Source organism: Ruegeria arenilitoris (genome assembly GCF_013031355.1).
Classification (GTDB): Bacteria; Pseudomonadota; Alphaproteobacteria; order Rhodobacterales; family Rhodobacteraceae; genus Ruegeria; species Ruegeria arenilitoris_C.
The window spans coordinates 1-25,796 of the sequence record NZ_WPZO01000003.1 but is presented as its reverse complement, the minus strand read 5'-3'; the positions used below and the strand labels follow the sequence as shown (position 1 = coordinate 25,796).

Here is a 25,796-nt window from a genome sequence, read left to right as displayed (position 1 = left end):
AATGTAACCTGACAAAGCCGACAGGCCGATATCCCCTCCGCCTGTCGCTATGAACATTGCATTGGGAAGGCGAACACCGACAAGTCGCAACGACAGGTTACCTTCATTGATCCTCAGATATCGACCTCGATCGCGATCCCTTTCTGAACGGCGAGATCAACTACCGATGCGGCAACTGCAAGGTCCTGAAGACCCACCCCGGTGCCATCAAACAGCGTGATCTGATCATCCGATGTCCGGCCCGGGTTTGTGCCATTGATGACAGCGCCAAGCTGAGACACGTCACTTTCTTCGATCAAGCCCTGCGCGACGGCGTGTTGTGCTTCGCCGATGGTGATGGATTGTGCGACTTCGTCCGTGAAGACTTTCGCTTTGACCAGCAAGGCAGCTGCGACCTCTTGCTTTCCTTTGGTGTCTGTCCCCATACAGGCGACATGGGTTCCGGGGCTGACATGATCCGCCATCAGTGACGGCGCAAATGCCGAGGTGATCGTGATGATCACATCCGCATCAGCCATGCCATCAAGCTCGACGGCTTCAAAAGGAACACCGGCTTCGTTGGCAACTTTCTCAATATTGGGCAGCATCTCAGGGTGATAATTCCAGCCGATGACTTTTTCAAAGACTCGCTGTTCCAACGCCGCACGCAGCTGAAAGGCTGCCTGGTGGCCAGCGCCGATCATGCCGATTACCTTGGCATCCGAGCGAGCGAGATGTTTGATCGATACGGAAGAGGCCGCAGCTGTGCGCAGGGCTGTCAGAAGGTTGCCGCCGACCATTGCCGAAGGCTTGCCAGTGTCCGGGTCGAAAAGAAACACGGTAGACTGGTGATTAATCAGCCCGCGTTTTTCCAAGTTGTTCGGCCAGTAGCCCCCCGCCTTCAGGCCAAGCGTCAGCCCCGCGCGGTCAAACCCGCCCTTGAAACCGTACAGCGCATCTTCATGTCCGATGGCTTCGCGCACGACGGGAAAATTGTAGGCGTCGTTGGACGCCATTGAAGCAAAGACCTTTTCCACGGCATCAAAGGCCGCTTCGCGGGTCATGAGGTCAGCGATTTCACGCTCGGGTACGATCAACATGTGTTTCTCCGTTCAGAATTCGTGCGCCCGCGTGCTTTCCCGAAGGGAGTGCACACGGGCGGCTACCCGGCTACGTCTGAGCCGGACTTTCCTGCATTGTATAGGCCAGCTCAATAAGCGCGGCCGCGGGCGGAAACGGGCCAAACGCATTCGACCTTGCCGTTGCGGACGCCGACATACCAATCGTGCACGTTTGCGGTCGGATCGCAGTGGCCAGGAACAAGCTTGAGCTTGTCGTTTACTTTCAGCACCCCGTTCTGGTCCATGACGACGCCGTGCTCGTCCGAGCATTTGATGTATTCGACATCGTCGCGCCCAAAGACGACTGGCAGACCACTGTCCACCGATTGCGCCTTGAGGCCTGCATCGACGATGGCCTTGTCGTCCTTGGCGTGGCTCATGACACTGGTCAGGATGAAGAAGGCATTTTCCCATTCACCCTGGTCGATCCGGTTGCCATCCTTGTCCAGGATGCGGCCGTAATCAGCGTCCATGAAAGCATAGGACCCGCACTGCAGTTCGTTGTACACGCCCGAGTTGGACTCGAAGTAGTAGGAGCCGGTGCCTCCGCCCGAGACCAACTCGCATTCAATGCCTTCAGCTTTAAGACCTTCAACGGCATCTTTTACCATCGCGATAGCTGTATCGAGTTTTTCCTTACGCGCTTCGTAGCTGTCGAGGTGCTGCATCGCGCCCTGATAAGCTTGGATGCCGGTGAATTTCAGGTTTTCGGCAGCTTCCACAGCTTTGGCGATTTCGATCACTTCCGGTGTCGTGGTTACGCCGCAACGTCCTGCACCGCAGTCGATTTCGACGAAGACCTCCAACTGAGTGCCGTGATCGACTGCCGCGCCCGAAAGATCCGCGACATTGTCCACATCATCGACACACACGATAATACGACTGCCCAGCTTCGGCAGGCTTGCAAGGCGGTCGATTTTGGCAAGGTCACGCACCTGGTTCGACACCAGAACGTCCTTGATGCCACCGCGAACGAAGACTTCCGCTTCGGAAACCTTCTGACAGCAGACGCCGACGGCACCACCGATTTGTTCCTGCAGCTTCGCTACGTCCACCGACTTGTGCATTTTCCCGTGCACGCGATGCCGCATACCATGCGCCTTTGCATAATCGCCCATCTTCTTGATGTTGCGCTCCAGCGCGTCGAGATCCAGCACCAGGCTGGGGGTCTGGATATCTGCTTCATCCATTCCGGGCTTGGCCGGAATGTCATAGCCTACTTCGAATTGGTCGAGATTGGTCATATCTTTCATTTCCGTCTTCCTATGTCGGGATTGATGTCTGTTGGGTAGCGGTCACGCATTCAGCCAAGGCAGCTTGTCCAGATCGACATTGCCCCCGGTTATGATGAGACCGACACGCTTACCTTTGTAAGCGTCCGGGTTCTTCAGGATTGTGGCCAGCGGTACGGCCGAGGACGGCTCCATCACGATCCGCAGGTGTTTCCACGTCAGTTTCATCGCGTCGATAATCTCTTGCTCTGAAGCCGTGTAGATTTCGGAGACGTGGTTAGACACGAAGTGCCAGGTGAGGTCCTTCAGCGGCACCAACAGCCCGTCGGCAATCGTTTTTGGGGCGTCATCCGCGATAATGTGACCGGCCTTGAAGCTGCGATAGGCATCGTCTGCCTGTTCGGGTTCTGCCGCGATGATCGCGGTTTCCGGGGCGAGTGTGGACAGGGTCAGACACGTGCCGGACACCATACCACCGCCGCCAATGGGCGCGACCACTGCATCCAAGCCGTCGGTCTGTTCAATGAACTCGCGTGAACAGGTGCCCTGTCCGGCGATCACTCGCGGATCATTGTAGGGGTGGACAAAATCTCCTCCTGTGGCCGCCTGAACCTCGGCAAAGGTTGCTTCGCGAGAGGACGTCGAAGGCTCGCACTCGGTGATCTTACCACCGTATCGACGAACCGTGTCTTTCTTCGCTTGGGGCGCGGTGCGCGGCATAACCACGTTGCAGGGGATGCCCCGCTTCATCGCCGCATAGGACAGGCACGAGGCGTGGTTACCTGAGGAATGGGTTGCTACGCCCTTCTTCGCCTGTTCATCATCAAGGCCGAAAACCGCATTGGTGGCGCCTCGTACCTTGAAGGCGCCCGGTTCCTGAAAGTTCTCACATTTGAAGAACAGCTGCGCACCGGTCAGTTCGTTGAGATAGTCAGATGTCCGCACCGGAGTGCGGCGGATATAGGGTTCGATCCGATCATGCGCAGCGAGCATGTCTTCATAGGTCGGGATGTACATGTGACAATCCTTCATTATGCAGCGTCCTTCTGAGCGGCAGCTGGATGACCACGGTAATAGTCCTGTGCAGCCGCTACGCCGGAGCCCAGTTCGATGTTCAGGCCCAGGTCAGCCATGCACATTTCAGCGGTGGCGATCCCAGAAAGTGTCATGACATCCGTCAGGCTTCCCAAGTGTCCGATGCGGAACACCTTGCCGGCGACTTCACCAAGGCCAACGCCAAAGGCGACGCCGTATTTGTCGGCGGCGTGGGTTACGATATCCGTCGCGTTGAAACCATCTGGCGTACGGATCGCACTTACGGTGTCAGAATACACCGACGGGTTGGCGGCACAAAGCTCTAGTCCCCACGCACCCACGGCGGCGCGGACTCCTTCGGCAATTCGGTGATGCCGTGCGAAAACGTTTTCCAGACCTTCATTCAGCAGCATGTCGCAGGCCTGATTGAGACCATTCATCAACCCAACCGCAGGCGTATAGGGGTAGGCATTGTTGGCGTAGCCCTTGGCCATGTCGTGCACATCAAAGAAGGTACGGGGCAAGGTACCGGTTTTGGTCGCATCCATAGCCTTTTGGCTAAAGCCGACGATGGCAAGACCCGCAGTCAGCATGAACCCTTTTTGCGAACCCGTAACAGCGACATCGACGCCCCATTCATCGAAACGAAAATCCATGGATGCGATTGATGAGACGCCATCGACGAACAGCATGGCCGGATGCTGGGCGGCATTCAGCGCCTTGCGTACGGCTGCAATATCCGACTTCACACCGGTTGCCGTTTCGTTGTGCGTGGCAAGGACGACCTTGATTTCGTGGTTTTTGTCAGCGGTCAGAATCTCTTCGTAGCGATCAGCAGGCAGACCTTCACCCCAGGGGGTTTCGACGATCTCGACGTTCAGCCCATGGCGCTGGCACATGTCGATCCAGCGGTGGCTGAACATACCGTTGCGGGCCGCCAGAACCTTGTCACCGGTTGACAGAGTATTGGTCAAAGCGGTTTCCCAGCCGCCGGTTCCGGTTGAGGGGAAGATAAAGACCTCGGCGCTGTCGCTTTTCAGAACTTTTCGCACACCTTCTCGCGCGGGGTGCAGGATCTGCCCGAACAGCGGTGAGCGATGGTCGATCGTGGGCATATCGCAGGCCTTGCGCAGGCTTTCGGGGATATTGGTCGGACCCGGGATGAAAACGGGGTTTTGAAAGCTCATGGATGGTCTCCTTCCGTCGTTGCCCACACAATAAGCCCAAGATGGTCAGCTCGAAATTTTTTTGAAAACGCATTTCAAAATCGAGGCGAGTGGATTTACTTGATAGTTGTCAGTGTGTTATGTTTTTCACATCGTGAATTCGTCTTTCACAATTAATCAGAGGGTTTTTATGGATTCGCAAGAAAATGGCGCTGGGACTCGCCGTAAAGCCCGAGGAAGGCCGCGGGGATGGGATGACAAAACCGCTCAGAATACGATCAAATCACTTGATCGGGCGATGGAGGTTTTCGAGTATCTGAGCGAGGCGCAAGGTAAGGCATTGACCACACTGTCTGATGAAATGCGCCAGTCACCCGCAACGGTTTATCGTATTCTGGTGACGCTGGAAGGCAGGGGGCTAGTCGAATTCGATCACGACGAGCAAGTCTGGCATATCGGTCCGCGTGCCTTCGTTATTGGTTCGCGCTTTCTACGGCGCACCAGCCTTGTGGACCGGGCCAGACCGATCATGCGCAAACTGATGGAAGCCACGGGAGAGACTGCTAACTTAGGGATTGAAAAGGAAGGCTCAGTGCTTTTCCTGAGCCAAGTGGAAACCCATGCCAGCATCCGCGCGTTCTTTCCGCCAGGTACGTTATCGCCGATGCATGCGTCGGGGATCGGGAAAGCTCTGCTGGCTCATATGGATGAAGATCGGTTGGACAGACTATTGGCCAACGCGCAGTTACAGGCATTCACGGACAAGTCGATCACCAATCCGGCAGCGTTGAAAGCTGACCTTGCAGCAATTAGGGCCCAGGGCTTCTCGGTGGACAATGAAGAAAAGAACGAGGGCATGCGGTGCATTGCGGCTGCAGTCTTCGACATCAATAGAGAGGCGGTTGCAGGGATTTCAGTGTCCGGACCGACAAGCCGGGTCGGTGAGGCTGAAATTGAAAGGCTAAGCCGCCCCGTCATAGAGGCGGCCCATCAGTTAACACTGGCTATCGGTGGAACAGTGACTTAGCCACGGCCCTGAGACGCATGTGCAATGGGTAGGCGACGGGTCCCGGTCAAAGCGCCATATGCCTGTTTACATCCTTATAGAGCAAGTAACGGAACTTGCCCGGCCCGCCTGCATAACAAGCCTGGGGACAAAACGCCCGTAGCCACATATAATCACCAGCTTCCACTTCCACCCAGTCATTGTTCAGCCGGTAAACTGCCTTTCCTTCCAGGACGTAAAGGCCATGCTCCATAACATGGGTTTCAAGGAAGGGGATGACTGCGCCGGGCTCAAACGTCACCACTGTAACATGCATGTCGTGGCGCAAATCGCTTGGGTCGACAAATCTCGTTGTAGCCCACTTGCCGTCCGTCCCGGGCATGGGTGTTGGTGCGATCTCATTTTCGTTGAGGACAAGTAAGTCAGGGCTATCAAGGCCTTCTACGGCTTCATAAGCTTTTCGAATCCAATGGAAACGTAGGATTTCATCCCCTTGGTTTCGCAGAGTCCATTTACATTCCGGGGGCAGATAGGCGTAGCCTCCGGGGGTGAGTTCATAGGTGGAGCCTTCGGCGACTAAGGTCGCGGTGCCTTCGACCACGAACAATACACCTTCGGCTTCAGGCGCGGTCTCAGGTCGGTCAGAACCACCACCGGGTTGAACCTCCATGATGTACTGCGAAAAGGTTTCGGCAAAGCCGCTCAAAGGACGAGAGATCACCCACAGTCGTGTGTCTTCCCAGAATGGCAGGAAGCTGGTCACAATATCTCGCATCGTTCCCTTTGGGATCACAGCATAAGCGTCAGTAAATACGGCGCGATCCGTCAAAAGTTGATCTTGTCCGGGATGCCCACCATGTGGCGCGAAATACTTGGTGTTCATGTATGCTCCTGAAGAAATGCCGTGTGCTCCAAAATATGCGCTGGGCGAATTGGGGGAACCACCCGCAAAAATGCGACAGCACTATTCGAAAAGTTTTGAAAAATCCGTATTATGCAGGCCGAGTATAGAAGATTAACTTTGCCTTTGCTGGACAGGGTGGTTGCCTAGCGTTTGGGAATGACCAAGCCAGCGCCATTCAAACGCTTTAAAATTGGTCCTGATGCCATCTGCCCTGCGGCAGTATCGTACATTCGGTTTCCACTTTCGTTCCAGCGACTAAAACGAGCGGTGCTGCGTTTCAGGCATATGCGGAATTTGCAGAACTCGTGGCCGTCTACTCATCCGTCTACAACAACTCCAATCAAAAGAGATCCGTCGCCAGCCGAGGAACGTTGAAGCTGACACGGTCCGCCGTTCTTGCCGACTGGCGCGATTTTGCGCGGTAAAAAACGAGACCTCTACTGGCCCAGATGAGAATGGATCGAGTTTGTCTGACGGCACCCTTGCTAGGTCCGAGAATGAACCTGCCGAAGCAGAATTTCACGATGCATTCGAAACTGCGCGATGACAGCAGGCTGGGATATTCGAACTTCGGACTGTGGTCGATTAATTGAGGCACTGCGAAGAAATGGGCGCCAACACATTGCCATCCCGGATTTACTTGTTGCCTTGGAGGCTGTCACAGAAGGGGAGCGTTTACCCGACGTGAGTGAAGCCCTTGAATTACATGGTTACACTATCTCTGGCTCGACTCAGGACCCATTGATTTCCGACCGAAGGCTTGATTCATCGCGTTCAAAATTGGAGATGATCATGGCTGATCATTTCTGATTTACGGATGCGCAAATATCGTGTCTTGAGCCCTACTTACCAAAGTCCCCCTGCAAGCCATGCGTTGATGATATGTACGTCTTAGTGGGAATATCTTCACCAATCGCAATGGTTTAAGTTGGAGTGATCCATCCAAGAAATACGGGTCACACGAGGCACTCTACAACCACCGGAAGCGGTGGACTGATATAGGCATCTTTGTTGAGATGTTGGTCAGTTTGGGTGTCAAAAAGGAAGGCGCGGACGCCTGATGGCAAAAATTGTTTCTCTCTAACGCAGTCAGATAAGTTTGGTTGGGATTGTCATTCTGATGGCAAGGCGCCTTCAAGGTTGAAGTGTCTGGGAAACATCGAGCTTAAAAAGCGAAACACAATTCTTATCGCCTCGGTACGGTCAAATGAATCCGGGTGGAGGAGGTAATCGGTCCACATACCTTCCAGCATCGCAAGTGTGCCGTGAGTAGCGTCGCGCGCAACCTGATTGGGGTGTTCGATTTCAGCTTCTTTCGCAATCCGAGCAAACGCGTTGAAGACTAGGTTCCGTAGCTTTGCGTCGCGAGTATCTGAAAAGGCCGCGATTGCCGCTCTGTTTCTGGCTTCGCCTCGAAATGCGTACCAAATTGAGACATTCTTCTCGTTGAGGATGGCCTCACTCAAATCACCCCGAACAATCATTTCGATATGTTCCTGGCCAGTTTGCCCGGTCGTTTCCAGCAAGGCATAGATACCATTGTAGTATTGCTCGGACGAAAAGCGGGCGGCTTCGTCCACGAGGTTGTCCTTGCCGCCGAAATGAAGGTGAATCATGCCGCGGGACAACTCGGCGCGTTGAATGATTTCACTCACCGACGTCTCAGAAATCCCTTTGTCGGCAACTGAGTCGAGTACGGCCTCGATCAAGGACAGGCGGTTTCGTTCTCGTATTTCTTGGCGTTTTCCAGTCATTTGATCAGGCGGTTCTGTTTGTTTTCAGTGTCTTGCCGTGCCTTTTAGCGGCCTATGTCAAATTGGCCAGACCCGGTTATGAAAATACCAGTTGACACAGCTAGCCCGAAAATTCCAGATTTAAATGGACGATTGTCCATTTTGTGATTGATGTCGTTACGCCACCGAAAGCAAAGTTCAAAAGGGAAGCATGGCTGGAGTCATTCGAAGTGAAACGGGCAAGGGCCTAGCACTGAGCGCGCCTGCGACGCTCTACGTCGGGCTGTTAGTTGCCGTGCCTCTTTGCATTCTCGTTGCCTACAGCTTTTGGACCCAGACCTATGTCGAGATTGATCGAACGCTGACATGGGCGAATTACCAAGAGGCGTTCACCGACCCGCTGGTTCGGCACCTGATGATCAGGTCGATTGCAATCGCAGGGGCGGTGACACTGGCAACGGTCTGTCTGGCATACCCGATCGCCTACTTCATCGCATTTCGAACGCATAAGAAGACCCTCTGGTTATTGCTGATCACTATCCCATTTTGGAGCAGCTACTTACTGCGGGTGTTTAGCTGGAAGCTGATCCTTGGTTTCAACGGGGTCATGAACTCGGCTTTGATTTCGTTGGGGCTGATACAGGAGCCGCTGACATTCCTGCTATACAACGAATTCGCCGTTGTTCTTACGCTTGCCCACGCCTGGGCGCCATTTGCAATCCTGCCGATTTATGTGTCGCTGCAAAAGATCGACCGAAGTCTGCTGGAGGCCGCGACCGACCTTGGCTGCAGCAAGCTTGAAAGATTTGTTCGCGTGACATTGCCCCTGACGGTGCCGGGGATCATCGCGGCCTGCCTTATCATCTTTATCCCTACTGTGGGCGACTACGTCACTCCGGCTCTGGTCGGTGGTTCGCAGGGTAAAATGGTGGCTAATTTGATCCAGGTGCAGTTCGGCGCGGCCAATAACTGGCCTTTGGGTGCAACCCTTTCTCTGCTTGCCATGCTTTCGGTCGGCTGCGTCGCAATCCTGTTCGTGGTGGTTGCCACCGTTCTGGGGCGGAGGATCAGATGACCAAAGCCATTCGTATCCCCTGGTTGCTTGTCTACGCGATCGCCTACCTTGTGTTTCTCTACCTGCCGGTTCTGCTTTTACCGTTGTTTTCGTTCAATGACGGGACCATCGTGGCCTTCCCGCTAAAGGGGTTCACGTTGAAATGGTACGCGCAGTTGGGTCAGCAGGACACGCTGTTGCAAGCGATGGTGAACTCATTGATCGTTGGAAGCGTGGCGGCTCTTATGGCAACTTCATTGGGTCTTTTCGCAGCACGCGCCTATGTTCGGTATCGATTTAAGGGGCGTGAGATGTCCGAGGGTCTGGTCATGCTTCCGCTGGTCATTCCCGGGATCATTGTCGCAAGTTCGATGCTGGTTCTGTTCATCAGCGTCGGGCTGAAGCCATCGCTGACAACTGTGATCCTTGGGCATGTGTTCGTTGCGCTGCCTTTTGCCGTGTCGATTATGAAATCCGCTTTTGACGATTTCGATCAATCGCTGGAAGAGGCTGCCTTTGACCTTGGCGAAAGTGTTGTCGGAACCTTTCGCCGTGTCACGTTACCCATTGTCGCTCCGGGCATCATCGCCAGCCTTCTGGTCACGTTCACCGTGTCCTTTGACGAGTTCGTATTGGCCTTCTTTCTGTCCGGCAACAGTCCGACACTGCCGGTCTATATCTGGAGCCAGATCCGGTTCCCGGCAAAGCTGCCCAATACCCTGGCACTTGGGTCGCTGCTATTGCTCTCGTCTGTCTTGCTGCTGCTGATAGCCGAGTATTTCCGCCGCCGTTCAACCAAGTCCTCGGATTGATGCCAAAGGAACCGAACAAGATGAGCGAACAGAACATCATCGAAATCAAAGGAGTTGAGAAGCGCTTTGGAGGTTTTGTGGCTGTGTCCGATCTGAACTTGACCTTGAAAGAGGGAGAGTTCTTTTCGCTGCTTGGCCCTTCGGGCTGCGGGAAAACAACGGCTTTGCGCATCATCGCAGGATTTCAGGATCATGAAGAAGGTGAGATCCGGATTGATGGTCGGGCGATGGGCGAGGTGCCCGCCAACAAACGACCTACCAACATGGTGTTCCAAAGCTATGCGATCTTTCCGCATCTGAATGTCGGCGACAATGTCGGGTTCGGTTTGCGCAAGTCAAAGCTCTCGCGGAAGGAAATCAAGGAGCGCGTTGCCGAGGCGCTTGAGATGGTTGAGCTCGGCGGTTTGCAGGAACGCAAGGCCAATGAGTTGTCTGGCGGTCAGCGACAACGCGTGGCGTTGGCCCGCGCGCTGGTCATGCGACCAAAGGTGTTGTTGCTGGACGAGCCTCTGTCCGCGCTGGATAAGAACCTGCGCGAAGCGATGCAGTTGGAAATGCGCCGGCTGCAGCAAAAGCTTGGCATTACCTTCGTCATGGTGACGCATGACCAGTACGAAGCGATGACCATGTCCGACCGGATCGGCGTCATGTTCGCAGGGCGGCTCAAGCAGGTCGATAGACCCGAAGTCTTGTATTCCCAACCCTGCAACCGTGAAGTGGCCTCTTTCATCGGGGGGATGAACTTTCTGGATGCGGAAGTCGTGGCCGATAACTCTGGAACGTTGGAAGTAAATGTTCAGGGGTTTGGCCAGATGACAATCGGCGTGAACCCCAATGTTCAGGCGCATGACAAGGAACTGTTGGTCGGCGTTCGGCCCGAGCAATTGGAGGTCAGCGCGGAAAAACCGGAGGGGTATGACGCCTATGTTCAGGGCGAGGTGTCAGACGTCGCCTTCTATGGCGAGAGCGTCCACTATTACGTCCGCATCGACGGGCTGGCCGACAGCATTGCCGTCGCGGTGCCAAACTACTTTCACACAGTCGATCATAGCCGCGGTGACACCGTTTGGTTGGGGGTTCAAAGCGCCTCGGTGATCGACTTGGGCAAACGTGAGTCTTTGGGAGGAGAAAAATGAACAAAACAGCATCACTTACAGCAGCGGTAGTTGCCACCTTCACAGCAAGCCAAGCTCTGGCCAATGCGGCTGACCTGACCGTGTTTGACTGGTCCGGGTACGAAGATCAGGGCTTTTACGGCGACTATGTCGAAAAGTACGGCGGCGCGCCCAGCTACACCTATTTCGGCAGCGTTGAAGAGGCGTTTACCAAGCTACAATCAGGGTTTGAGGCTGATCTGGCCCATCCTTGTACGGACGCCCTTAGAAAATGGGTGGCGGCGGACATGATCAAGCCGATCGACACCAGCAAGCTGGAAAACTGGGACAAACTGATGCCAAAGATCAAAGAGGTCGATGGTATCACGATTGACGGGCAGACTTATATGGTGCCGTTCGAATGGGGCAACACCGGCCTGATCTATCGCACCGATATGATCTCGGCGGACGATGTTTCGCTGCAACTGCTGGCGGATCCGGCCTATCAGGGCAAGGTAGCTGTCCCGGATGCTGCTTCCAGCGCTTTTGCGATGGCGGCGCTGGCAACCGGTGCTTCCAGTTATACCGACATGAGCGACGAGGAATTCCAGAAAGCCGCGGACTACTTGCGCGCTATTCATCCGAATGTGCGCTTTTACTGGTCTGATGCGGGCCAGTTGGATCAGGCAATTGCCAGTGGAGAGGTGACGCTTGGTTGGGGCTGGAACCAATCGGAGCTGAACCTGATCTGGAACGAAACTCCGGCCGTAATGATGCGTGATGTGGATAAGGGCATCGCTACATGGGTCTGCGGCTATGTGCATCTAAAATCCGCCAAACAGTCGGATGAGCAGGTTTATGACATGCTCAACGCGCTCAGCTCTGCCGCAAGCGGTAAATACATCATCGAAAGCTGGGGGTACGCGCACGCCAACGAAGACGCTTTTGCACAGGCAGATCCGGAACTGATCGAAACCTATGGGTTTTCGGATGTAGACAGCTTCTTTGACGGCAGCCTGTTTTTCGACGCGGTTAACCCCGAGCTTGAAGCGAAGATGTTGAAAGAGTTCGAGCGCATCAAGGCCGGCTTCTAAGCACAGCTGACAACACAACCGGGAACGGCGGGAGCTCGGCACCCCGCCAAATCCCACTAAACTGTTCCAATTTTTCTGGAGGAAGCGCGGCAATGTCAGGCGCTGACGGATATTCTGTTCTCTTCGAACCGGTTCAAATCGGGCCAGTGACGGCCCGAAACCGCTTCTATCAGGTGCCCCATTGCAACGGGCTGGGGCATTTGCGACCTCAGGCCGAAGCCGCCATGCGCGCAATGAAGGCTGAGGGCGGCTGGGCCGTTGTGTCCACTCAGGAGGCCGAGATTCATCCAACTTCGGATTTGTCACCTTATTCTGAGAACCGAATTTGGGACGATCGGGATATTCCGGCACTGCGTCTGATAACCAACTCAATTCATGAGAAGGGATCGCTTGCGGCAATCCAATTGGCGCACAACGGGCACCATGCCCAAAATCACTTGACCCGAGCTCCTCTGCTGGCGCCATCAGAGCTCGTCCTGCAGACGCCATACCCGAAACAGGCTAGGGCAATGGACAAGTCGGACATTCGCGAGTTCCGCAAGTGGCACCGGGACGCGGCACGGCGCTCGCGCGAGGCGGGCTTTGATATCGTTTATGTCTATGCCGGACATCACATGACGTTGCCGCATCATTTTCTGCTGCCGCAGTTCAACGACCGGCCCGATGAATATGGCGGTTCAATTGAGAACAGGGTGCGGCTGACCCGCGAACTTCTGGAAGATACCAAAGAAGAAGTTGGGGACGATTGCGCCATCGCCCTGCGGTTCGCAGTTGATGAAATGCTGGGATCTGACGGGATGCAGGCACAGGAAGAGGGCCGGGCCGTCGTCGAATTGCTGGCCGAGCTGCCGGACCTCTGGGATGTGAACGTCGCGGATTGGAGCAATGACTCTGCAACGACGCGCTTTGAGCCCCGCGATGGTTTTCAAACCTCATACATCGAGTTCGTCAAGCAGGTGACTTCCAAGCCCGTTGTTGGAGTGGGGCGTTTAACTTCTCCGGATTTGATGGTGTCGCTGGTTAAGAAGGGCATCCTCGATTTCATCGGTGCGGCACGCCCATCTATCGCTGATCCGTTTCTTCCGAACAAAATCAAGGAGGGTCGGGTTGAAGAAATCCGTGAGTGTATCGGCTGCAACATCTGTGTGTCATCCGATGCGCTTGGGGTTCCAATCCGGTGTACTCAAAATCCGACGATGGGCGAAGAATGGCGGCGGAAATGGCATCCTGAAATCATTGAACGCCGGGGAAATGAGGAAGCTGCGCTTGTAGTTGGCAGCGGTCCAGCTGGGCTTGAATGCGCCATGCAGCTGGCGCGCCGGGGCTATGAGGTCACTCTGGCCGAAGCAAAGCAAGAGCTTGGCGGCCGTGTGTTGCAGGAATCCGGCCTGACCGGACTATCCGCCTGGAAGCGCGTGACAGATCACAGGATTTACGACCTGCAACAACGTGGGAATGTCCACCTGTTCACCGACAGTCGTTTGTCAGCAAGCGAGGTTGTCGAGCTGGGCATTCCGAATGTCTTTCTGGCCACTGGTGCAACATGGCGGCGAGACGGTCGCGGGAAATCTGCGTTTCGCGGTGTATCAATTGAATCAGCCTCGCTGGTTCTCACTCCGGACGACATCATGTCAGGCGTTGTGCCGGAGGACGGCCCGATTATGGTCTACGATGATGATCAGGGTTATCTCGGCGGGGTGTTGGCGGACCATTTGGCTCAGGCCGGGCAAGAGGTTGTCTTTGTAACCCCGGCCTCGATGGTTTCGCCGTTCACCGAATTGACGTTGGAACAGACCAAAGTGCAACGCAGCCTTTTGGAGAAGGGCGTTCGGTTGACCCTGTCCCAAACCCTGACCAGCGTCGCGCCCAGCCAGGCAATATTACGATGCGTCTACACGGAACGAGAACGACCCATTGAATGCAGTTCTGTCGTCTTGGTGACGCAGCGAGCGCGAGAGACCGCCCTTTACGATGAGCTTCGTGGTTTGGCCGATAGTCCGCTGTCAAAGCTGGAACTGATCGGTGATGCTGCAAATCCCGGTTTGATCGCTGACGCTGTGTACTCTGGTCACATGGCCGCCCGGAATTTCGAACGCGATGCGGGCGATATCGACCGCGAGTTTTTCCGTCGCGAAATCGTTTCCCTTGAAACTAAATGAGGTGCGCTATGCCAAAAGATGACTTGCAAGTAATGCGCGACTTGATGGAAGCGCAGCGGGAAGGGTTCGCCTTGCCGCGTCATTTCTATACGTCTCAGGCGGTATACGACAACGATATCAGCATGTTCTGGAGCCGAAACTGGATCTGGGTCGGTCATGTTAGCCAAGTCGCTGAACCGGGGGACTACTTCCTGTTCGACTACGGGACCGAGTCCGTGATTGTCGTTCGGGATCGCGAGGGTGAGGTGCGCGCGCATCTGAACGTTTGCCGCCACCGGGGATCGCGCGTGTGCATTGAACGAAAAGGTAAGGCCCGCAGTTTCATCTGCCCGTATCACGCGTGGACCTTTGACCTGAACGGCAAGCTTCGAAACGGGCGGTCAATGGGGCCGGATTTTGACCCAGGCCAGTACGGGTTGTTCCCGGTTCAGGTGAAGATCTTTCAGGGTCTGATATTTGTCTGCGCGGCTGAAACCGCCCCGCCGCTGGATGCTGCTTTGGAGCGATTGGCCCCGCTTTCAAAGCCGTTCGACTTTGAAAACCTGAAGATTGCCCATGAGGCCTCATACCCGGTTCCGGCTAATTGGAAGCTGGCCCTGGAAAACTATCTGGAATGCTATCATTGCGCGCCGTCCCATCAGGATTACTCGCGCAGTCACTCGCTGAAAGACCCCGCGCAAGTTCTGGAGTTCAGCGGGGCACTGCATGAGCGGATGAAAGACGCCGGCATCCCTCTTGAGGAGCTTGATCTGACTGGAGAAAACGCAGTCGCGCCGGGTGCCGATGTCTATTGGCGACGCTACCCGCTATTCCCTGGCTACATGACAGGTAGCAAGGATGGGGCTCCCTTGGCGCCGCCTTTGGGAGAACTGAAAACCCACGATGGCGGAGCTACTGATCTGGGGATCGGAACGCTGAATTACTTCCTTGTCTATGCAGATCACATGGTCGGGTATCGGTTTGTCCCACGTACCCTTCAAGAAACGGATATTCAGATCGTTTGGTACGTGCGTGGCGACGCGGTGGAGGGGCGGGACTATGACAAGGATGCTCTGACATGGCTCTGGCACGTGACGTCGCTGGATGACGAACGGATCATCCGTCACAATCAGGAAGGCGTGAATTCCCACGGTTTCGTGCCGGGGCCACTGTCCGAGATGGAATGGAGCATTCCTGGCTTTTATCGCAACTACTTCAGCATGATCTGAGACGCGCAAAATTCGGAGAAAGAACATGACAGAACTAACGCAGCGCAGATCAAGGCGGCGCGGGGGCGGACGTGAAGCACGAGCAGCGGTGCGGACTAGTAACGCCGCCTCGCAGGCAATCTGGCCCGGCATCTCGGGTGGCCGGTACAAGCCGTTGGCGGACTCAGATATGGTGCGCATTCACGAAGCCGCGCTCAGCATTCTGGAACGCACTGGGGTAGGGGACCCCACGCAGGAAGTCCTTGATCTCGTGTTGCCCAAAGGGGCGATGGTGAACGAGCATGGCAGGCTGTGCTTTCCTCGCGCATTGATGGAAGACCTGTTGGCCAAGGCCGCCAGCGAATTCTACGTACACGCACGCGGATCGCGAGCCGGCAAGGACGACATGCACTGCACCAAGGACAAGGTGTACTATGCGAACTCAGGCACGGCGGTGACCACGTTTGACGCAGAGACGCGTAGTTACCGGCCATCAACGCTCAAGGATATTTACGATTTCACGCGTCTGGTCGATCGCCTCGACAACATTCACATGACAGGCGACACGGTACTGGCAACGGATGTGCCACAGGATTACGAGCATGACATGAGTATGCTCTACGCTATTCTGGCAGGAAGCGAAAAGCCGTCCTGCCTGACGTTCCGCACTCGAGAACACATTCAGGACGCGATCCATATGTTCGATTTGGCATCGGGCGGCGAGGGCAAGTTCCTTGAGAAACCCTCGGTCATTTTCGGCGGCTGCCCGATCGTATCCCCACTTAGGTTCGGACGGGAAAATCTGGAAATCCTGATCGATACAGCCAAGATGGGCCTTGTGTGTGACCTTGCCGTTCCTCCACAGGCCGGGGCGACGTCGCCTGCGCCATTGGCCGGAACTTTGGCTCAAGCCGTGGCCGAGACTTTGTCATGCGTCGCCATTGCCAACCTGATCAATCCGGGGACCCCGGTAGTGTTTGCGGCATGGCCCTTCATCACTGATCTGCGTACTGGATCGTTTACAGGGGGCAGCGGTGAACAGGCACTGATTTCGGCCGCAGCTATCCAGATGGGCAATTTCTACAACCTGCCAACCAGCGTCGGATGTGGCATGACGGATTCCAAAATCCCCGACGCGCAATATGGGCTGGAAAAAGCGCTGACTTTTGCGTTGGCGGCCCATGCTGGGGCAAACCGGTTGTGCGAGTTTGGCGGGATGCTCGGCAGCCTGATGGGCTGCAGCTTTGAATCGATGGTCATCGACAACGAGGCAGCGGGCATGATCTCTCGAACGCTGCGCGGGATCGAGGTGAGTGACGACACGCTTTCGGTCGACGTCATCCATGAATGCGCAATAGATCCCGGTCATTTCCTTGGTAACGCGCAGACCTTGCAATACATGGAGACCGAGTATGTCTATCCCACCTTGATGGATCGGGAACTGACTGACACTTGGGAGAAGGCAGGCCGTCAGGACATGTTCGAGCGGAGTAGGTCGGTTGTGAACGACATCCTAAGCAATCACTACCCGAACTACTTTGGCAGCAAGACTGATGAAGAGGTTCGGTCCAAGTTTCCGATTAAATTGCCACCTGAAGCGATGCGGGCTGGGTGAGCGTAGGAGGGCGCTATAAGGGCGTCGCAACGTGCAAGGTTGCGACGCTGCCCCGAGGCATTTTCTAAGCTTTAAACGCACTCTGGCGCGTCAAGTCCTCGGTCGCCAGCCGGATGCCTTTTTCCAGAATGTCGAACATCTGGTTCAACTCGCCTTCCGTAATGATCAACGGTGGCGAAAACACGCACATATTGATGATTGGCCGCAGGATCAGCCCGTTCTCCTGACAATGATGATCAATCAATGCGCCAACGGATTTATCCAGATCCAAAAGATTGTCGGCTTTGGCGTCCGCAACACACTCAACGCAACCAACCAGCCCCATACCGCGGGCATCACCGACAAGCGGCAAGTCTGCCAGAGCTTGAAGGCGTTCTTCGAACAGCGGCGTGATCGCGCGGACATGCTCAAGAACGCCGTCACGCTCCATGATTTCGATAGTCTTCAAACCGGCCGCCGCGCTTACTGGGTGGCCCGAATAGGTGAAGCCATTTGAAAAGGTAGCGTCCTGGGCGTGCTCGCCGCTCACATCTGCAATCAGCCGATCAGAAATGATGCAGGCCCCCATTGGCACATACCCGGATGTCATTCCCTTGGCGCAGGTGATGATATCCGGCTGAATCCCAAAGACTTCTTTGGACGCAAACCAATGGCCAAGCCGTCCGAAACCAGTCACAACCTCGTCTGAAATATACAGGACATCGTACTTTCGGCAGATTTCCAGACAGCGCTGATGATATCCCGGCGGAGGTACGATGACCCCTCCAGAGCACAGGATTGGTTCGGCGATGAAAGCAGCGACCTTGTCTGCTCCGGTCTGCAGGATCATGTTCTCCAGATCAGCGATTTTCTCGTTCAGGAAGTCATTGATCGTCTGGCCGGGGCGACGCACATACGGGTTAACGTTCGGCAAGAAACGCGTCAGGTGAGAGGCTTGGTCCAACCATCCTTTGTCTCGCTCTTTTCCGGATACTGAGGCCGCCAGATACGTCGATCCGTGATAAGCCTTCTGCCGAGATATCACGATCTTCTTTTCAGGCTTGCCAAGCAGGTTATTGCGGAACTGCACGAAACGCAGTGCACTATCCACGGCAGTTGACCCACCGGTTGTGAAAAACACATGGTTCAGGTCGCCCGGCGTTCTCTTGGCGATCTCATGCGCCAACCGGGCTGGAGCTGAGTTGGCATTGTTGAAGGGCGAAAAATACGCCATCGCTTTCGCTTGCTGCGCCATAGCATCGGCAATTTCGCTGTTTCCATAGCCCAATTGAACGCACCACATGCCAGCAGGCCCGTCTATCAGGCGCTTTCCGTCGTCTGTCACGACGTGAACGCCCAGACCGCTTTCTGCAAAGGTGCGTTCGTTCCGGCCTAGGTATGACATTCCCTCCCACGGGTGCAGGAAGTGTTCGTTGTCCCAGTCACGTATGGATTGAAAGCTTGAGTTCAACAGGGTCATGTGGCACCTAAATGTAACATTTATCACAAAATGAACAAACATTCATTCAATGTCAATCCTTGAACTTCCGCGCCGCTAGATGCGAGAAGACTAAGAACGAACACCTCAGAAGAGGATGAAGAGATTACTGCCGAGCCTGATATCCCAACCAACGCCCGAGATCTGAGCAAGTTGCAGAACCGAAGGCAGTTGATTCAAGCGGCCGCGGACGCCATCCATAAGTTCGGAATCCGAGGAACGACTTCTGCAAGAATTCAGGAATTGTCGGGATTGTCGCGGGGTATGGTGAACTTGCATTTCGGCTCCAAGGAAAAGCTGCTTCTCGCCGTGGCAGAGGAGTTGTCGGCGCGCTATGCAGGGCAGTGGAAGGCAATCGCAGACAATCCCGAGTTGGACGCTGCTGAAAAACTAATCTCGATCATAAAGGCGGATTTCGATCCTTACGTCCTTAATGCGCAGGACGTCGCGATCTGGTTTTCGTTTCGGGCAGAAGCGCTCTCGAATCCACTCATATTTCCTTTCATCGACTCACGAGACAAAGGTTTCAGAGCGACGATCCTAGAGCTGTTGGAGCAAGTAAAAAGCGAAGGTGAATATGAGAACGTCGACGCCAAGATTGCGACAGACGGATTGATTGCTCTGCTGGAAGGGCTCTGGACCGACTACCATCTGCACTCAGATATCTTCGATCCCGCGGAAGCTTTGAGGATCTGCTTGTTTGTATTGCACTCTATGTTTCCAAAACATTTTGGCACCAAGGCAGCCTAGGTTCACGGGTTTGCTAGCAAACTGAGACTGGTTCGAATTCGTCTGACAACACTTTTTGGGAGTCACTCATCAGGCCTTCGGACAGCCGACAACCTGCTTTGGCAAGACGCAGGTGCTACAACGCGATCTATGTTATCGGTCCTGTCCCAAATCGCACACTGGGATCAGCGCCCCTCTCAACGTCTGACGTACCACAGGTAGAAAAACTTGAGCCGGGTTCTTATAACCTCTTTCAGAAATCTGGATAATTTGGCCCTATGGAAACCTTGGCCCTTTGCCCATTTTTGTATTTGCGCGGGCTTTGTACTGTTTTTGGCGCAAACCCTTCCGAAAACCTTGACTCCAAATTTCTCGTAGGTTTGCCAGGTTGGCTCGGACGTGAACAGATATTTAATACCAGCTTCACCCGCCGACTTTATGGTGTCTTCATCCATGTCGCCCCCTGGAACTGAGGCGCAATTGACTGGGCTGCCCAGAAGGTCTTCCAAGATGGTCCTGCTGCGACTCCATTCTTCCAGCTTTTCATCATATGGCAGGTCCCTGAATATCGATGGGTGGGTATGACTGTGCGTTCCAATGACATGCCCGATAAGATGAATTTCCCTGATTTGATCGGGGCGAAGGAAAGTCCTGTCACCGATCATGGACGTCGTGATAAAGAAGTGGCCGACTAGTCCTCTCTCATGCAGCATATGTGCTACTGGTAACGCCGACGCTCCGCCATCATCGAAGGTCAGGATCAGTTTGTTGTTCGTGTTGTCGTTCAGAATGTTGCTCGCCCTTTCCGATCTGGAAAAATTTTCCATGATCAAATCCAGGTCATGCAAAAATTGCCCTACCTTGTGCTGGTAGGGCAGCGTTCCGGGGATCTGAAATCCGCTTGTTTCGGGATCATCTGATACCTCGTGATAGAGAAATGAAATTGTTTTCCCAGTCATCCGAATATCCTTCAGCCGGCATCCGTACTGCGACCTTTCCCGCCGTGCATCGAACGTGGTTGGCCAAGCGTGTCCACGACGATTGCGAGCAACATCATAAGTAAGAGCGGCGAAAACCCTACCATTAATCCGACTACTTCCGGCGCCGGGTTGCTTGGACGGTTCGGTGGCGTCGCCTCCGAAACCACTTGCGCGTCGGCAGTGACAACCGCTTGCAACTGACGAATCTCCCGCAATCTCCGTAAAATCTCGCTGTGTACAGCACCCGCGGCTTCGGCATCACGCACCCAGGAGCGAAGACGCCCATGGCGGAAGCGATTGCATTCGCCATGGCGCATCCATTCGGGGTCGGGAATTCCTCATTCCGGATCGGAGCCGAGGGGCGAAAGCGTGTCGAGACCGTGCCCTTTGGCTGCTGGCGGCGCGAGGTGCTTCGGGATTTGGGCGGCTTCGCGACCGACATCCCCTATGCCGAGGACGACGAATTGAATGCGCGGATCGTCGCGAGGGGCGGCGATGTGGTTCTTGATCCGGCCATAGAGGTGGCCTATTTCGCGCGAGGCACGTTGCGTGCTCTGGCGCTTCAGATGTTCCGCTAAGGTCGTTACAAGCCGATTTCGGGCCGGCGCCTCGGTCGCGTAACGACCTGGCGGCAGATAGTTCCTCCGGCTTTCGTAACGGCAATTGGCATTTCCGCGCTGACCGCGGTTCTGTGGCCGCCCATGGGCGGTATCTGTATCGCATTGCTGGCGCTTCATCTTTTTGCCGGCAGTTTGGCCGCAGCTCGCGCAACGCGCAGCCTAGGGCTGGCCGCGGCGCTTCGGCTTCCAGTTGTTTTTCTTTCCATGCACGTAGCTTATGGTGCCGGCTACCTCCGCGGTCTGGCGTCCTTGCTCTTTGAACGAGGCAGCGGATGAGGTGCTGGCTGAGGCGCCCGATGTTGGATTGTCGAAAGCCAAGACCTATGCGTTTTCACCTATTTCAACCCACGCGCAGGGTCTTGTCAGACTAACTAGTCTTGAGCGGCGCAGTGTAGCCGCATAGCGTTCGCGCATAGCCAAATCTACCTGCTTCAAATACTTCAAACTAGCCTCGAGGTTAAACGCTTGGCGGTGATGATCTATTTCCGGGTTCCGCTATCGCTGGGAAGCGTCGAAGACCTGCTGCACGAACGCGGCATCGACGTCAGCCGTGAAGACATCCGGTTCTGGTGGAACCGGTTTGTGTTGATGTTTGCGTCTAAGATTCCGCTGGCGGCGTGTTCAGAAATTGTGCGTGTCTTCGTGATGGCAGTGGTATGTCGACGAGGCCTTCGTGAAGATCAAAAGTGAGCGCTACTGCCTTTGGCGGCTTGTCGATCACGAAGGCGAGGTGCTTGGGTGTGTCCTCACAAAACGAAGAAACAAACGCGCTGCATTGAAAATGCTCAGGAAATTGATGCAGAGAAATGGTCCGCCAGAAGTGCTGGTAACGGATCGGTTTGCTTCATGCAAAGCCGCGCTTCGCGACATGGGCTGTGAAGACCGGCAAGCCTGTGGGCGTTGGCTGAACGACAAAGTCGAAAACTCGCATCTGCCACTCCGACGACGAGAACGAGCCATGCTGCGCTTCCGTCCATTCCTCCGTCTTCAATCACTTCAACCAGAATCGCAATCTTTCCAAACGGGACCATTCCAAATGCAATCGAACCGCTGCTCTGGCGGAGTGGTGCGCTCTCTGCGCGGCATAAGGAACAGCGCCACCGTCCTGACAGAGACGAGTTCGAATTAGTCTGACAGCACCGCCACTTATACCCATCTCATTTCATTGGCGGTTCTTGACCCGGCAATGCGTTGCAATCCCCGCGATTTCCGAAACAGAGACTGTTCAGTCTGGAGTCCCTTAGCGCAACTCGAGACCGAGTCTCAGAGAGGGATCACGTTGGGCGGCTTGCCCTGCTGACCGGCTATTTCTGAGAAATCGACCGGAGCGCCGAGTTTCGTGCATGTGTAATCGATACATTTTAAGGGCACGGGAAATCCCTGCGACTCGGATCAGAGAGCTTTCGTACGCGAATAGTGGCTATGAGCCCTGTGCCTCGTCTGCTATTTCCTTTATCAAACGTGTCTCCAGCAGTTGACCATTCCGGTACAGGACCGGGTAGGCGACAGAAGCTATATGACTGTTGAACTCTCGGAATGCGCGCAAAGTCTCCAGGTGAATGTCGCTGGTTTCGAAGCTTTCCCTTGTGCCGCGTTGCAATCGGCGCAGGTGCCGCTTGCGGCTGTCACGTTCCACACGTTTGATTTCGGTTTTTTCCAGGCTGAGAAGTCGCGCACTTTCCAAATCGTCTGAAATGAGCACGTTCGAAGCCAGCTTCATGTTTGCCAGAATACCCTCATGCATCTGAACTAGTTCCGACCAGCCTTCCTGCGAGAAACTTGATCCCTTGGCCCGCATTTCGCTGGCCAATACGGTCAGGCGTTTGGCGACAACATCCCCCGCCGTTTCCAACCGGATCGCGATCTCCATAAGATCGCGCGCGGTTTTGGCATCCTGCTTTTCGTATAGATCAGGAGGGATCGCAGCGACAAAAGCGCGAATACCCGAGAGGCACTGGTTTACGTCCTCGTCAATAGCCTGAACCGACTGAATCTGTTCCTTGCTTCCGCTGCGGTATAGCTCAAGGGCGGGGCGAAACATGGTTTCGAGAAGATCGCTCATCCGCAGCAGCTCACGCTTGAGGCTCGGCAAGGCCTGGCTGGGGTTTGCCACGGTTTCCATGTCCAATGCACTGACCGGTCGCGCAGGTCGCGGTTTCTGATCTTTGCTCTGATCCGGCAGGAACCTTTCGCACAACGCTTCCAAATGCCCGCAAAACGGAAGGGCCAAAATCAACAGGGACAGGTTGAATGCAATATGCACATTGACCAGCATTTGCCCCCCTTGCGGGTCGCCCAAAAGCCCGGTTCGCAGGGCAAGGTTTGCTGCAAACAAGGTCGCCAGCGCCCAACTGCCACGCAGCGCCAGGTTTGCGTAGGGTATTCGCCGGGCGGTCACTGGCATACCTCGGGTCAGCCAGACCGGAAGAAAAGCCGAGCCGAAATTCGCGCCAAAGACCAATGACATACCAGCGGCAAACGGGATTGCACCGATCTGCACAAGCGTCACACACATTAGGATCGCCGCGACCGACGAGTGCATGACAAACGCAAGGGCGCCGCCGACAAGGAAGGCAGTGATGTAGTCGCGCGCTAGGTAATCGGCCACAGCGGGCAAAAAGGCACTGTCCCGGATGGGGTCCATCGCCTCGCGCAGGAACCTGAGCGAGATCAGGATAAAGGCGACGCCCATCAGGATGCGCCCAAGCTGCCGTGCTTTCTTGGCCTCGGTCTTGACGAACAGATAGCCCCCGATCGCCAGAAGCATCGGCACGAGCCAATCCAGCTGGAAGGACAGGACCTGGATAATCAACGCCGAACCCAGATCTCCACCCAGCACAATTGCCAGCCCTACTGGAAAACTCAGCATTCCACTGGCGGCAAATCCCGAGGTCAGCAACGCCACGGCTGCCGAACTTTGCAACACAACCGCCATCGTCAACCCAACCAACGAGGCCTGCAGGTAACTGCGCTGCCGCGTCATCACCCGCTGGAATGACGCACCGTAGCTGCGTTCAATTCCGGTGCGCACCATACGTACCGCGAAAAGCAGTAGCATGGTTGCCCCGGTCAGGCTTATTAGGAATGTGACAATTGCCATACTTCACTCCGGCTTCGCAGCTGGTTCAGTCGATTTTGCAGTTTCCTTTTGGTGTTGCTTCGTTTGCTTCCATAGCCAATCTGAATAGACGAAGGGTCCCCGCATCATTTCTCGTTGCACGACTGCTGTTACGAGGCAGGTCAATTTCCGTCCTTGATCGCAGCGATAACGATATCGATGGCCTGATCCAGCTCAGCTTGCGAAATTGTTAGCGGCGGCGACAAGGTCAGGACACATCCTTGGCTGATCTTAAAGCTCAACCCCGCCTCAAGACAGGCATAATAGATCCGTTCCGCACGCGCATTCCCCGGTGTCTTGCTGGTGCGGTCTTCGACGATCTCGACGCCGAACATCAGGCCTCGGCCCCGGATGTCGCCGACGACGGGAACATTCTGAAGCGCGTCCATCAAGCGCCCGATGGCGTACTCACCCAGTTTAGCCGAGCGTTCGACCAACCCTTCATCTTCGATGATCTGTAGTGTTGTCAGTGCGGCGCGGGCGGTCACGGGGTTCTTTTCGTGCGTATAGTGCCCGATGGCAAAATCCCCGCAAACATCCAGGTTTTCCCGGGCGATGCAGGCGGCGATGGGCAAGATACCCCCGCCCAGAGACTTGCCGATGGTGACAATGTCGGGAACAATCTCGTCATGCTGGAACGAAAACATCTGCCCGGTCTTGCCCAACCCGGTTGGGATCTCGTCCAGGATCAGCAATGCGCCGTGGCGGTCGCAGATCTCACGCACGCGCTTCCAAAAACCCGGCGGCGGCACGATGGGCACGGCACGCATCGCCTCGGCCACCACGGCGCAAATGTCGCCTTCGCGCTCCAGCACATAATTGATCATGTTGGCGCAGGCTTCGGCGCTGGCCTCAAGCGTTGTGTGGCCATAAGGGCAACGGCTGGGATGGAAGGGGGCCACATGCTCGGTTCCCGGCAACAGTGGCCCGGCGATATGGCTGCGGAACGTGGCCTCGCCGCCAATGCTCGCGGCACCAAATCCTGCGCCGTGGAAGGCGTCCCAAAAGCTGAGCGTCTTGAAGCGGCCCGTCGCTGCACGGGCGATTTTGAGCGCGACTTCATTGGCGTCCGAACCGCCAGTGGTGAATAGTACCTTGCCCAGATCACCGGGGGTGATGGCCACCAGCTTTTCGGCCAGTTCCACCGCCGGGTCATTAGTGAAGCGGCGCGGGGCAAAGGGCAGGTCGTCAAGCTGATCCTTGATCGCCTGAACCAGCCGGGGATGACCATAGCCGATGTGGTGCACTGAATTGCCATGGAAATCCATGTAGCGGCGACCATCGAGATCCTCGATCCAGATGCCTTCGGCTTTGGCTATCGTACTGACGCAGGGGCTGGACAGAGATTGATGCAGGAACACATCCGCATCGCGTTTCAGCAAAGGCGAGGATTTGGGCCCGATAGACTTTTTCAGCCAGGCTTTGCGGGCTTCCGAGGTGTTTGACTCCCCCTCGGTATGGACAATCTGTGGCATATCCGCTCCTCGTTGTCGTTTTGAAAAGATGCGGACCTCGTAAGGTCCGCCAGTTCCGGCGAGGAATTGTTTGTGCCCCTCCCGATTGCGAGAGGGGCAGGGTCCTCACCCTGGCCAGGGTAGAGAGTATGTTTTGACGTTAGTGAAGAACTTCATGGCTTCGATGACGCCTTCTTTGACGCCGTTTCCGCTGTCCTTGATGCCGC

General features: G+C 55.4%; 20 protein-coding genes and 1 pseudogene. 11 read left to right on the top strand and 10 right to left on the bottom strand.

Annotated elements, in window-relative coordinates; all coding sequences use genetic code 11:
* Positions 1-113 precede the first annotated feature (113 nt).
* The 4 genes from bhcD to bhcA form a co-directional block, all read right to left on the bottom strand.
* Positions 114-1,079 (bottom strand): iminosuccinate reductase BhcD, encoded by a 966-nt coding sequence (gene bhcD, locus GOX63_RS08630; RefSeq protein ID WP_170325577.1) that lies wholly within the window; start codon positions 1,077-1,079, stop codon positions 114-116.
* A 110-nt stretch (positions 1,080-1,189) separates the two neighbouring features.
* Positions 1,190-2,353: a 3-hydroxy-D-aspartate aldolase BhcC gene (gene bhcC / locus GOX63_RS08625; protein WP_170325576.1), complete on the bottom strand. Its 1,164-nt coding sequence runs from the start codon at positions 2,351-2,353 to the stop codon at positions 1,190-1,192.
* 42 nt (positions 2,354-2,395) lie between these two features.
* Entirely contained in the window at positions 2,396-3,364 is a 969-nt protein-coding gene (gene bhcB, locus GOX63_RS08620) for a beta-hydroxyaspartate dehydratase BhcB (RefSeq protein ID WP_170325575.1), read from the bottom strand.
* Positions 3,364-4,554 carry an L-aspartate--glyoxylate aminotransferase BhcA gene (bhcA, locus tag GOX63_RS08615; protein WP_170325574.1) on the bottom strand — a complete coding sequence of 397 codons (1,191 nt, stop codon included), beginning with the start codon at positions 4,552-4,554 and terminating at the stop codon, positions 3,364-3,366. The genes bhcB and bhcA overlap by 1 nt, the downstream gene beginning before the upstream one ends.
* A gap of 169 nt (positions 4,555-4,723) precedes the next feature.
* Here bhcA and bhcR point away from each other — a divergent pair, with 169 nt between their 5' ends.
* On the top strand, positions 4,724-5,560 hold the full coding sequence (bhcR, locus tag GOX63_RS08610; RefSeq protein WP_170325573.1) for an HTH-type transcriptional regulator BhcR: 837 nt from the start codon (positions 4,724-4,726) through the stop codon (positions 5,558-5,560).
* 46 nt (positions 5,561-5,606) lie between these two features.
* Here the strand turns inward: bhcR and GOX63_RS08605 are convergent, their stop codons facing one another.
* Together GOX63_RS08605 and GOX63_RS08600 are read right to left on the bottom strand one after the other, a co-directional pair.
* Positions 5,607-6,422, bottom strand: coding sequence for a bifunctional allantoicase/(S)-ureidoglycine aminohydrolase (locus GOX63_RS08605; protein ID WP_170325572.1), 816 nt, complete (start codon positions 6,420-6,422; stop codon positions 5,607-5,609).
* A gap of 1,133 nt (positions 6,423-7,555) precedes the next feature.
* The gene (locus GOX63_RS08600) at positions 7,556-8,197 is read right to left on the bottom strand and encodes a TetR family transcriptional regulator C-terminal domain-containing protein (RefSeq protein WP_170325571.1); all 642 of its coding nucleotides are present in this window, start codon (positions 8,195-8,197) and stop codon (positions 7,556-7,558) included.
* 190 nt (positions 8,198-8,387) lie between these two features.
* Between GOX63_RS08600 and GOX63_RS08595 the strand changes: the two genes are divergently transcribed.
* From GOX63_RS08595 to GOX63_RS08565, 7 genes are all read left to right on the top strand, one after another.
* Complete coding sequence (locus GOX63_RS08595) at positions 8,388-9,251, top strand: ABC transporter permease (RefSeq protein ID WP_170545551.1); 864 nt, start codon at positions 8,388-8,390, stop codon at positions 9,249-9,251.
* Positions 9,248-10,042 (top strand): ABC transporter permease, encoded by a 795-nt coding sequence (locus tag GOX63_RS08590; RefSeq protein ID WP_170545549.1) that lies wholly within the window; start codon positions 9,248-9,250, stop codon positions 10,040-10,042. Before GOX63_RS08595 ends, GOX63_RS08590 begins: the two co-directional genes overlap by 4 nt.
* A 20-nt stretch (positions 10,043-10,062) precedes the next feature.
* Complete coding sequence (locus tag GOX63_RS08585; protein WP_170545547.1) at positions 10,063-11,178, top strand: ABC transporter ATP-binding protein; 1,116 nt, start codon at positions 10,063-10,065, stop codon at positions 11,176-11,178.
* On the top strand, positions 11,175-12,230 hold the full coding sequence (locus GOX63_RS08580; RefSeq protein ID WP_170325567.1) for an ABC transporter substrate-binding protein: 1,056 nt from the start codon (positions 11,175-11,177) through the stop codon (positions 12,228-12,230). Before GOX63_RS08585 ends, GOX63_RS08580 begins: the two co-directional genes overlap by 4 nt.
* 92 nt (positions 12,231-12,322) lie before the next feature.
* Complete coding sequence (locus tag GOX63_RS08575) at positions 12,323-14,389, top strand: FAD-dependent oxidoreductase (protein ID WP_170545545.1); 2,067 nt, start codon at positions 12,323-12,325, stop codon at positions 14,387-14,389.
* A gap of 8 nt (positions 14,390-14,397) precedes the next feature.
* On the top strand, positions 14,398-15,597 hold the full coding sequence (locus tag GOX63_RS08570) for an aromatic ring-hydroxylating oxygenase subunit alpha (protein WP_170325565.1): 1,200 nt from the start codon (positions 14,398-14,400) through the stop codon (positions 15,595-15,597).
* 25 nt (positions 15,598-15,622) lie between these two features.
* Complete coding sequence (locus tag GOX63_RS08565; protein ID WP_170325564.1) at positions 15,623-17,191, top strand: trimethylamine methyltransferase family protein; 1,569 nt, start codon at positions 15,623-15,625, stop codon at positions 17,189-17,191.
* Positions 17,192-17,255: 64 nt separating this feature from the next.
* Here GOX63_RS08565 and GOX63_RS08560 read toward each other — a convergent pair whose 3' ends face one another.
* Positions 17,256-18,650 carry an aminotransferase gene (locus GOX63_RS08560; protein WP_170325563.1) on the bottom strand — a complete coding sequence of 465 codons (1,395 nt, stop codon included), beginning with the start codon at positions 18,648-18,650 and terminating at the stop codon, positions 17,256-17,258.
* A 189-nt stretch (positions 18,651-18,839) separates the two neighbouring features.
* Between GOX63_RS08560 and GOX63_RS08555 the strand changes: the two genes are divergently transcribed.
* On the top strand, positions 18,840-19,418 hold the full coding sequence (locus GOX63_RS08555; protein WP_254435913.1) for a TetR/AcrR family transcriptional regulator: 579 nt from the start codon (positions 18,840-18,842) through the stop codon (positions 19,416-19,418).
* A gap of 176 nt (positions 19,419-19,594) precedes the next feature.
* On the opposite strand, the gene GOX63_RS08550 is transcribed toward GOX63_RS08555, so the two are convergent.
* Positions 19,595-20,356 carry a polysaccharide deacetylase family protein gene (locus GOX63_RS08550; RefSeq protein WP_170325561.1) on the bottom strand — a complete coding sequence of 254 codons (762 nt, stop codon included), beginning with the start codon at positions 20,354-20,356 and terminating at the stop codon, positions 19,595-19,597.
* Between the two features lie 305 nt (positions 20,357-20,661).
* Here GOX63_RS08550 and GOX63_RS08545 point away from each other — a divergent pair, with 305 nt between their 5' ends.
* Positions 20,662-20,955, top strand: a complete 294-nt coding sequence (locus GOX63_RS08545) for a hypothetical protein (RefSeq protein WP_170325560.1) — start codon at positions 20,662-20,664, stop codon at positions 20,953-20,955.
* 454 nt (positions 20,956-21,409) lie between these two features.
* A pseudogene (locus GOX63_RS08540) lies at positions 21,410-22,085 on the top strand (IS6 family transposase).
* A 332-nt stretch (positions 22,086-22,417) separates the two neighbouring features.
* On the opposite strand, the gene GOX63_RS08535 reads toward GOX63_RS08540, so the two are convergent.
* The gene (locus tag GOX63_RS08535) at positions 22,418-24,097 is read right to left on the bottom strand and encodes a Na/Pi cotransporter family protein (RefSeq protein ID WP_170325559.1); all 1,680 of its coding nucleotides are present in this window, start codon (positions 24,095-24,097) and stop codon (positions 22,418-22,420) included.
* A gap of 140 nt (positions 24,098-24,237) precedes the next feature.
* Complete coding sequence (gene pbfA / locus GOX63_RS08530) at positions 24,238-25,590, bottom strand: (R)-1-hydroxy-2-aminoethylphosphonate ammonia-lyase (protein ID WP_170325558.1); 1,353 nt, start codon at positions 25,588-25,590, stop codon at positions 24,238-24,240.
* Positions 25,591-25,796 lie beyond the last annotated feature (206 nt).

What these genes read in the sequence shown, in the direction of transcription:
- GOX63_RS08605 (WP_170325572.1), bottom strand. Translation starts at nt 6,422, where the DNA reads ATGAACACCAAGTATTTCGCGCCACATGGTGGGCATCCCGGACAAGAT.
- GOX63_RS08575 (WP_170545545.1), top strand. Translation starts at nt 12,323, where the DNA reads ATGTCAGGCGCTGACGGATATTCTGTTCTCTTCGAACCGGTTCAAATC.
- GOX63_RS08590 (WP_170545549.1), top strand. Translation starts at nt 9,248, where the DNA reads ATGACCAAAGCCATTCGTATCCCCTGGTTGCTTGTCTACGCGATCGCC.
- bhcR (WP_170325573.1), top strand. Translation starts at nt 4,724, where the DNA reads ATGGATTCGCAAGAAAATGGCGCTGGGACTCGCCGTAAAGCCCGAGGA.
- bhcD (WP_170325577.1), bottom strand. Translation starts at nt 1,079, where the DNA reads ATGTTGATCGTACCCGAGCGTGAAATCGCTGACCTCATGACCCGCGAA.
- GOX63_RS08585 (WP_170545547.1), top strand. Translation starts at nt 10,063, where the DNA reads ATGAGCGAACAGAACATCATCGAAATCAAAGGAGTTGAGAAGCGCTTT.
- GOX63_RS08550 (WP_170325561.1), bottom strand. Translation starts at nt 20,356, where the DNA reads ATGACTGGGAAAACAATTTCATTTCTCTATCACGAGGTATCAGATGAT.
- bhcB (WP_170325575.1), bottom strand. Translation starts at nt 3,364, where the DNA reads ATGAAGGATTGTCACATGTACATCCCGACCTATGAAGACATGCTCGCT.
- GOX63_RS08545 (WP_170325560.1), top strand. Translation starts at nt 20,662, where the DNA reads ATGGCGGAAGCGATTGCATTCGCCATGGCGCATCCATTCGGGGTCGGG.
- bhcA (WP_170325574.1), bottom strand. Translation starts at nt 4,554, where the DNA reads ATGAGCTTTCAAAACCCCGTTTTCATCCCGGGTCCGACCAATATCCCC.
- bhcC (WP_170325576.1), bottom strand. Translation starts at nt 2,353, where the DNA reads ATGAAAGATATGACCAATCTCGACCAATTCGAAGTAGGCTATGACATT.
- GOX63_RS08600 (WP_170325571.1), bottom strand. Translation starts at nt 8,197, where the DNA reads ATGACTGGAAAACGCCAAGAAATACGAGAACGAAACCGCCTGTCCTTG.
- GOX63_RS08560 (WP_170325563.1), bottom strand. Translation starts at nt 18,650, where the DNA reads ATGACCCTGTTGAACTCAAGCTTTCAATCCATACGTGACTGGGACAAC.
- GOX63_RS08595 (WP_170545551.1), top strand. Translation starts at nt 8,388, where the DNA reads ATGGCTGGAGTCATTCGAAGTGAAACGGGCAAGGGCCTAGCACTGAGC.
- GOX63_RS08580 (WP_170325567.1), top strand. Translation starts at nt 11,175, where the DNA reads ATGAACAAAACAGCATCACTTACAGCAGCGGTAGTTGCCACCTTCACA.
- GOX63_RS08565 (WP_170325564.1), top strand. Translation starts at nt 15,623, where the DNA reads ATGACAGAACTAACGCAGCGCAGATCAAGGCGGCGCGGGGGCGGACGT.
- GOX63_RS08535 (WP_170325559.1), bottom strand. Translation starts at nt 24,097, where the DNA reads ATGGCAATTGTCACATTCCTAATAAGCCTGACCGGGGCAACCATGCTA.
- pbfA (WP_170325558.1), bottom strand. Translation starts at nt 25,590, where the DNA reads ATGCCACAGATTGTCCATACCGAGGGGGAGTCAAACACCTCGGAAGCC.
- GOX63_RS08570 (WP_170325565.1), top strand. Translation starts at nt 14,398, where the DNA reads ATGCCAAAAGATGACTTGCAAGTAATGCGCGACTTGATGGAAGCGCAG.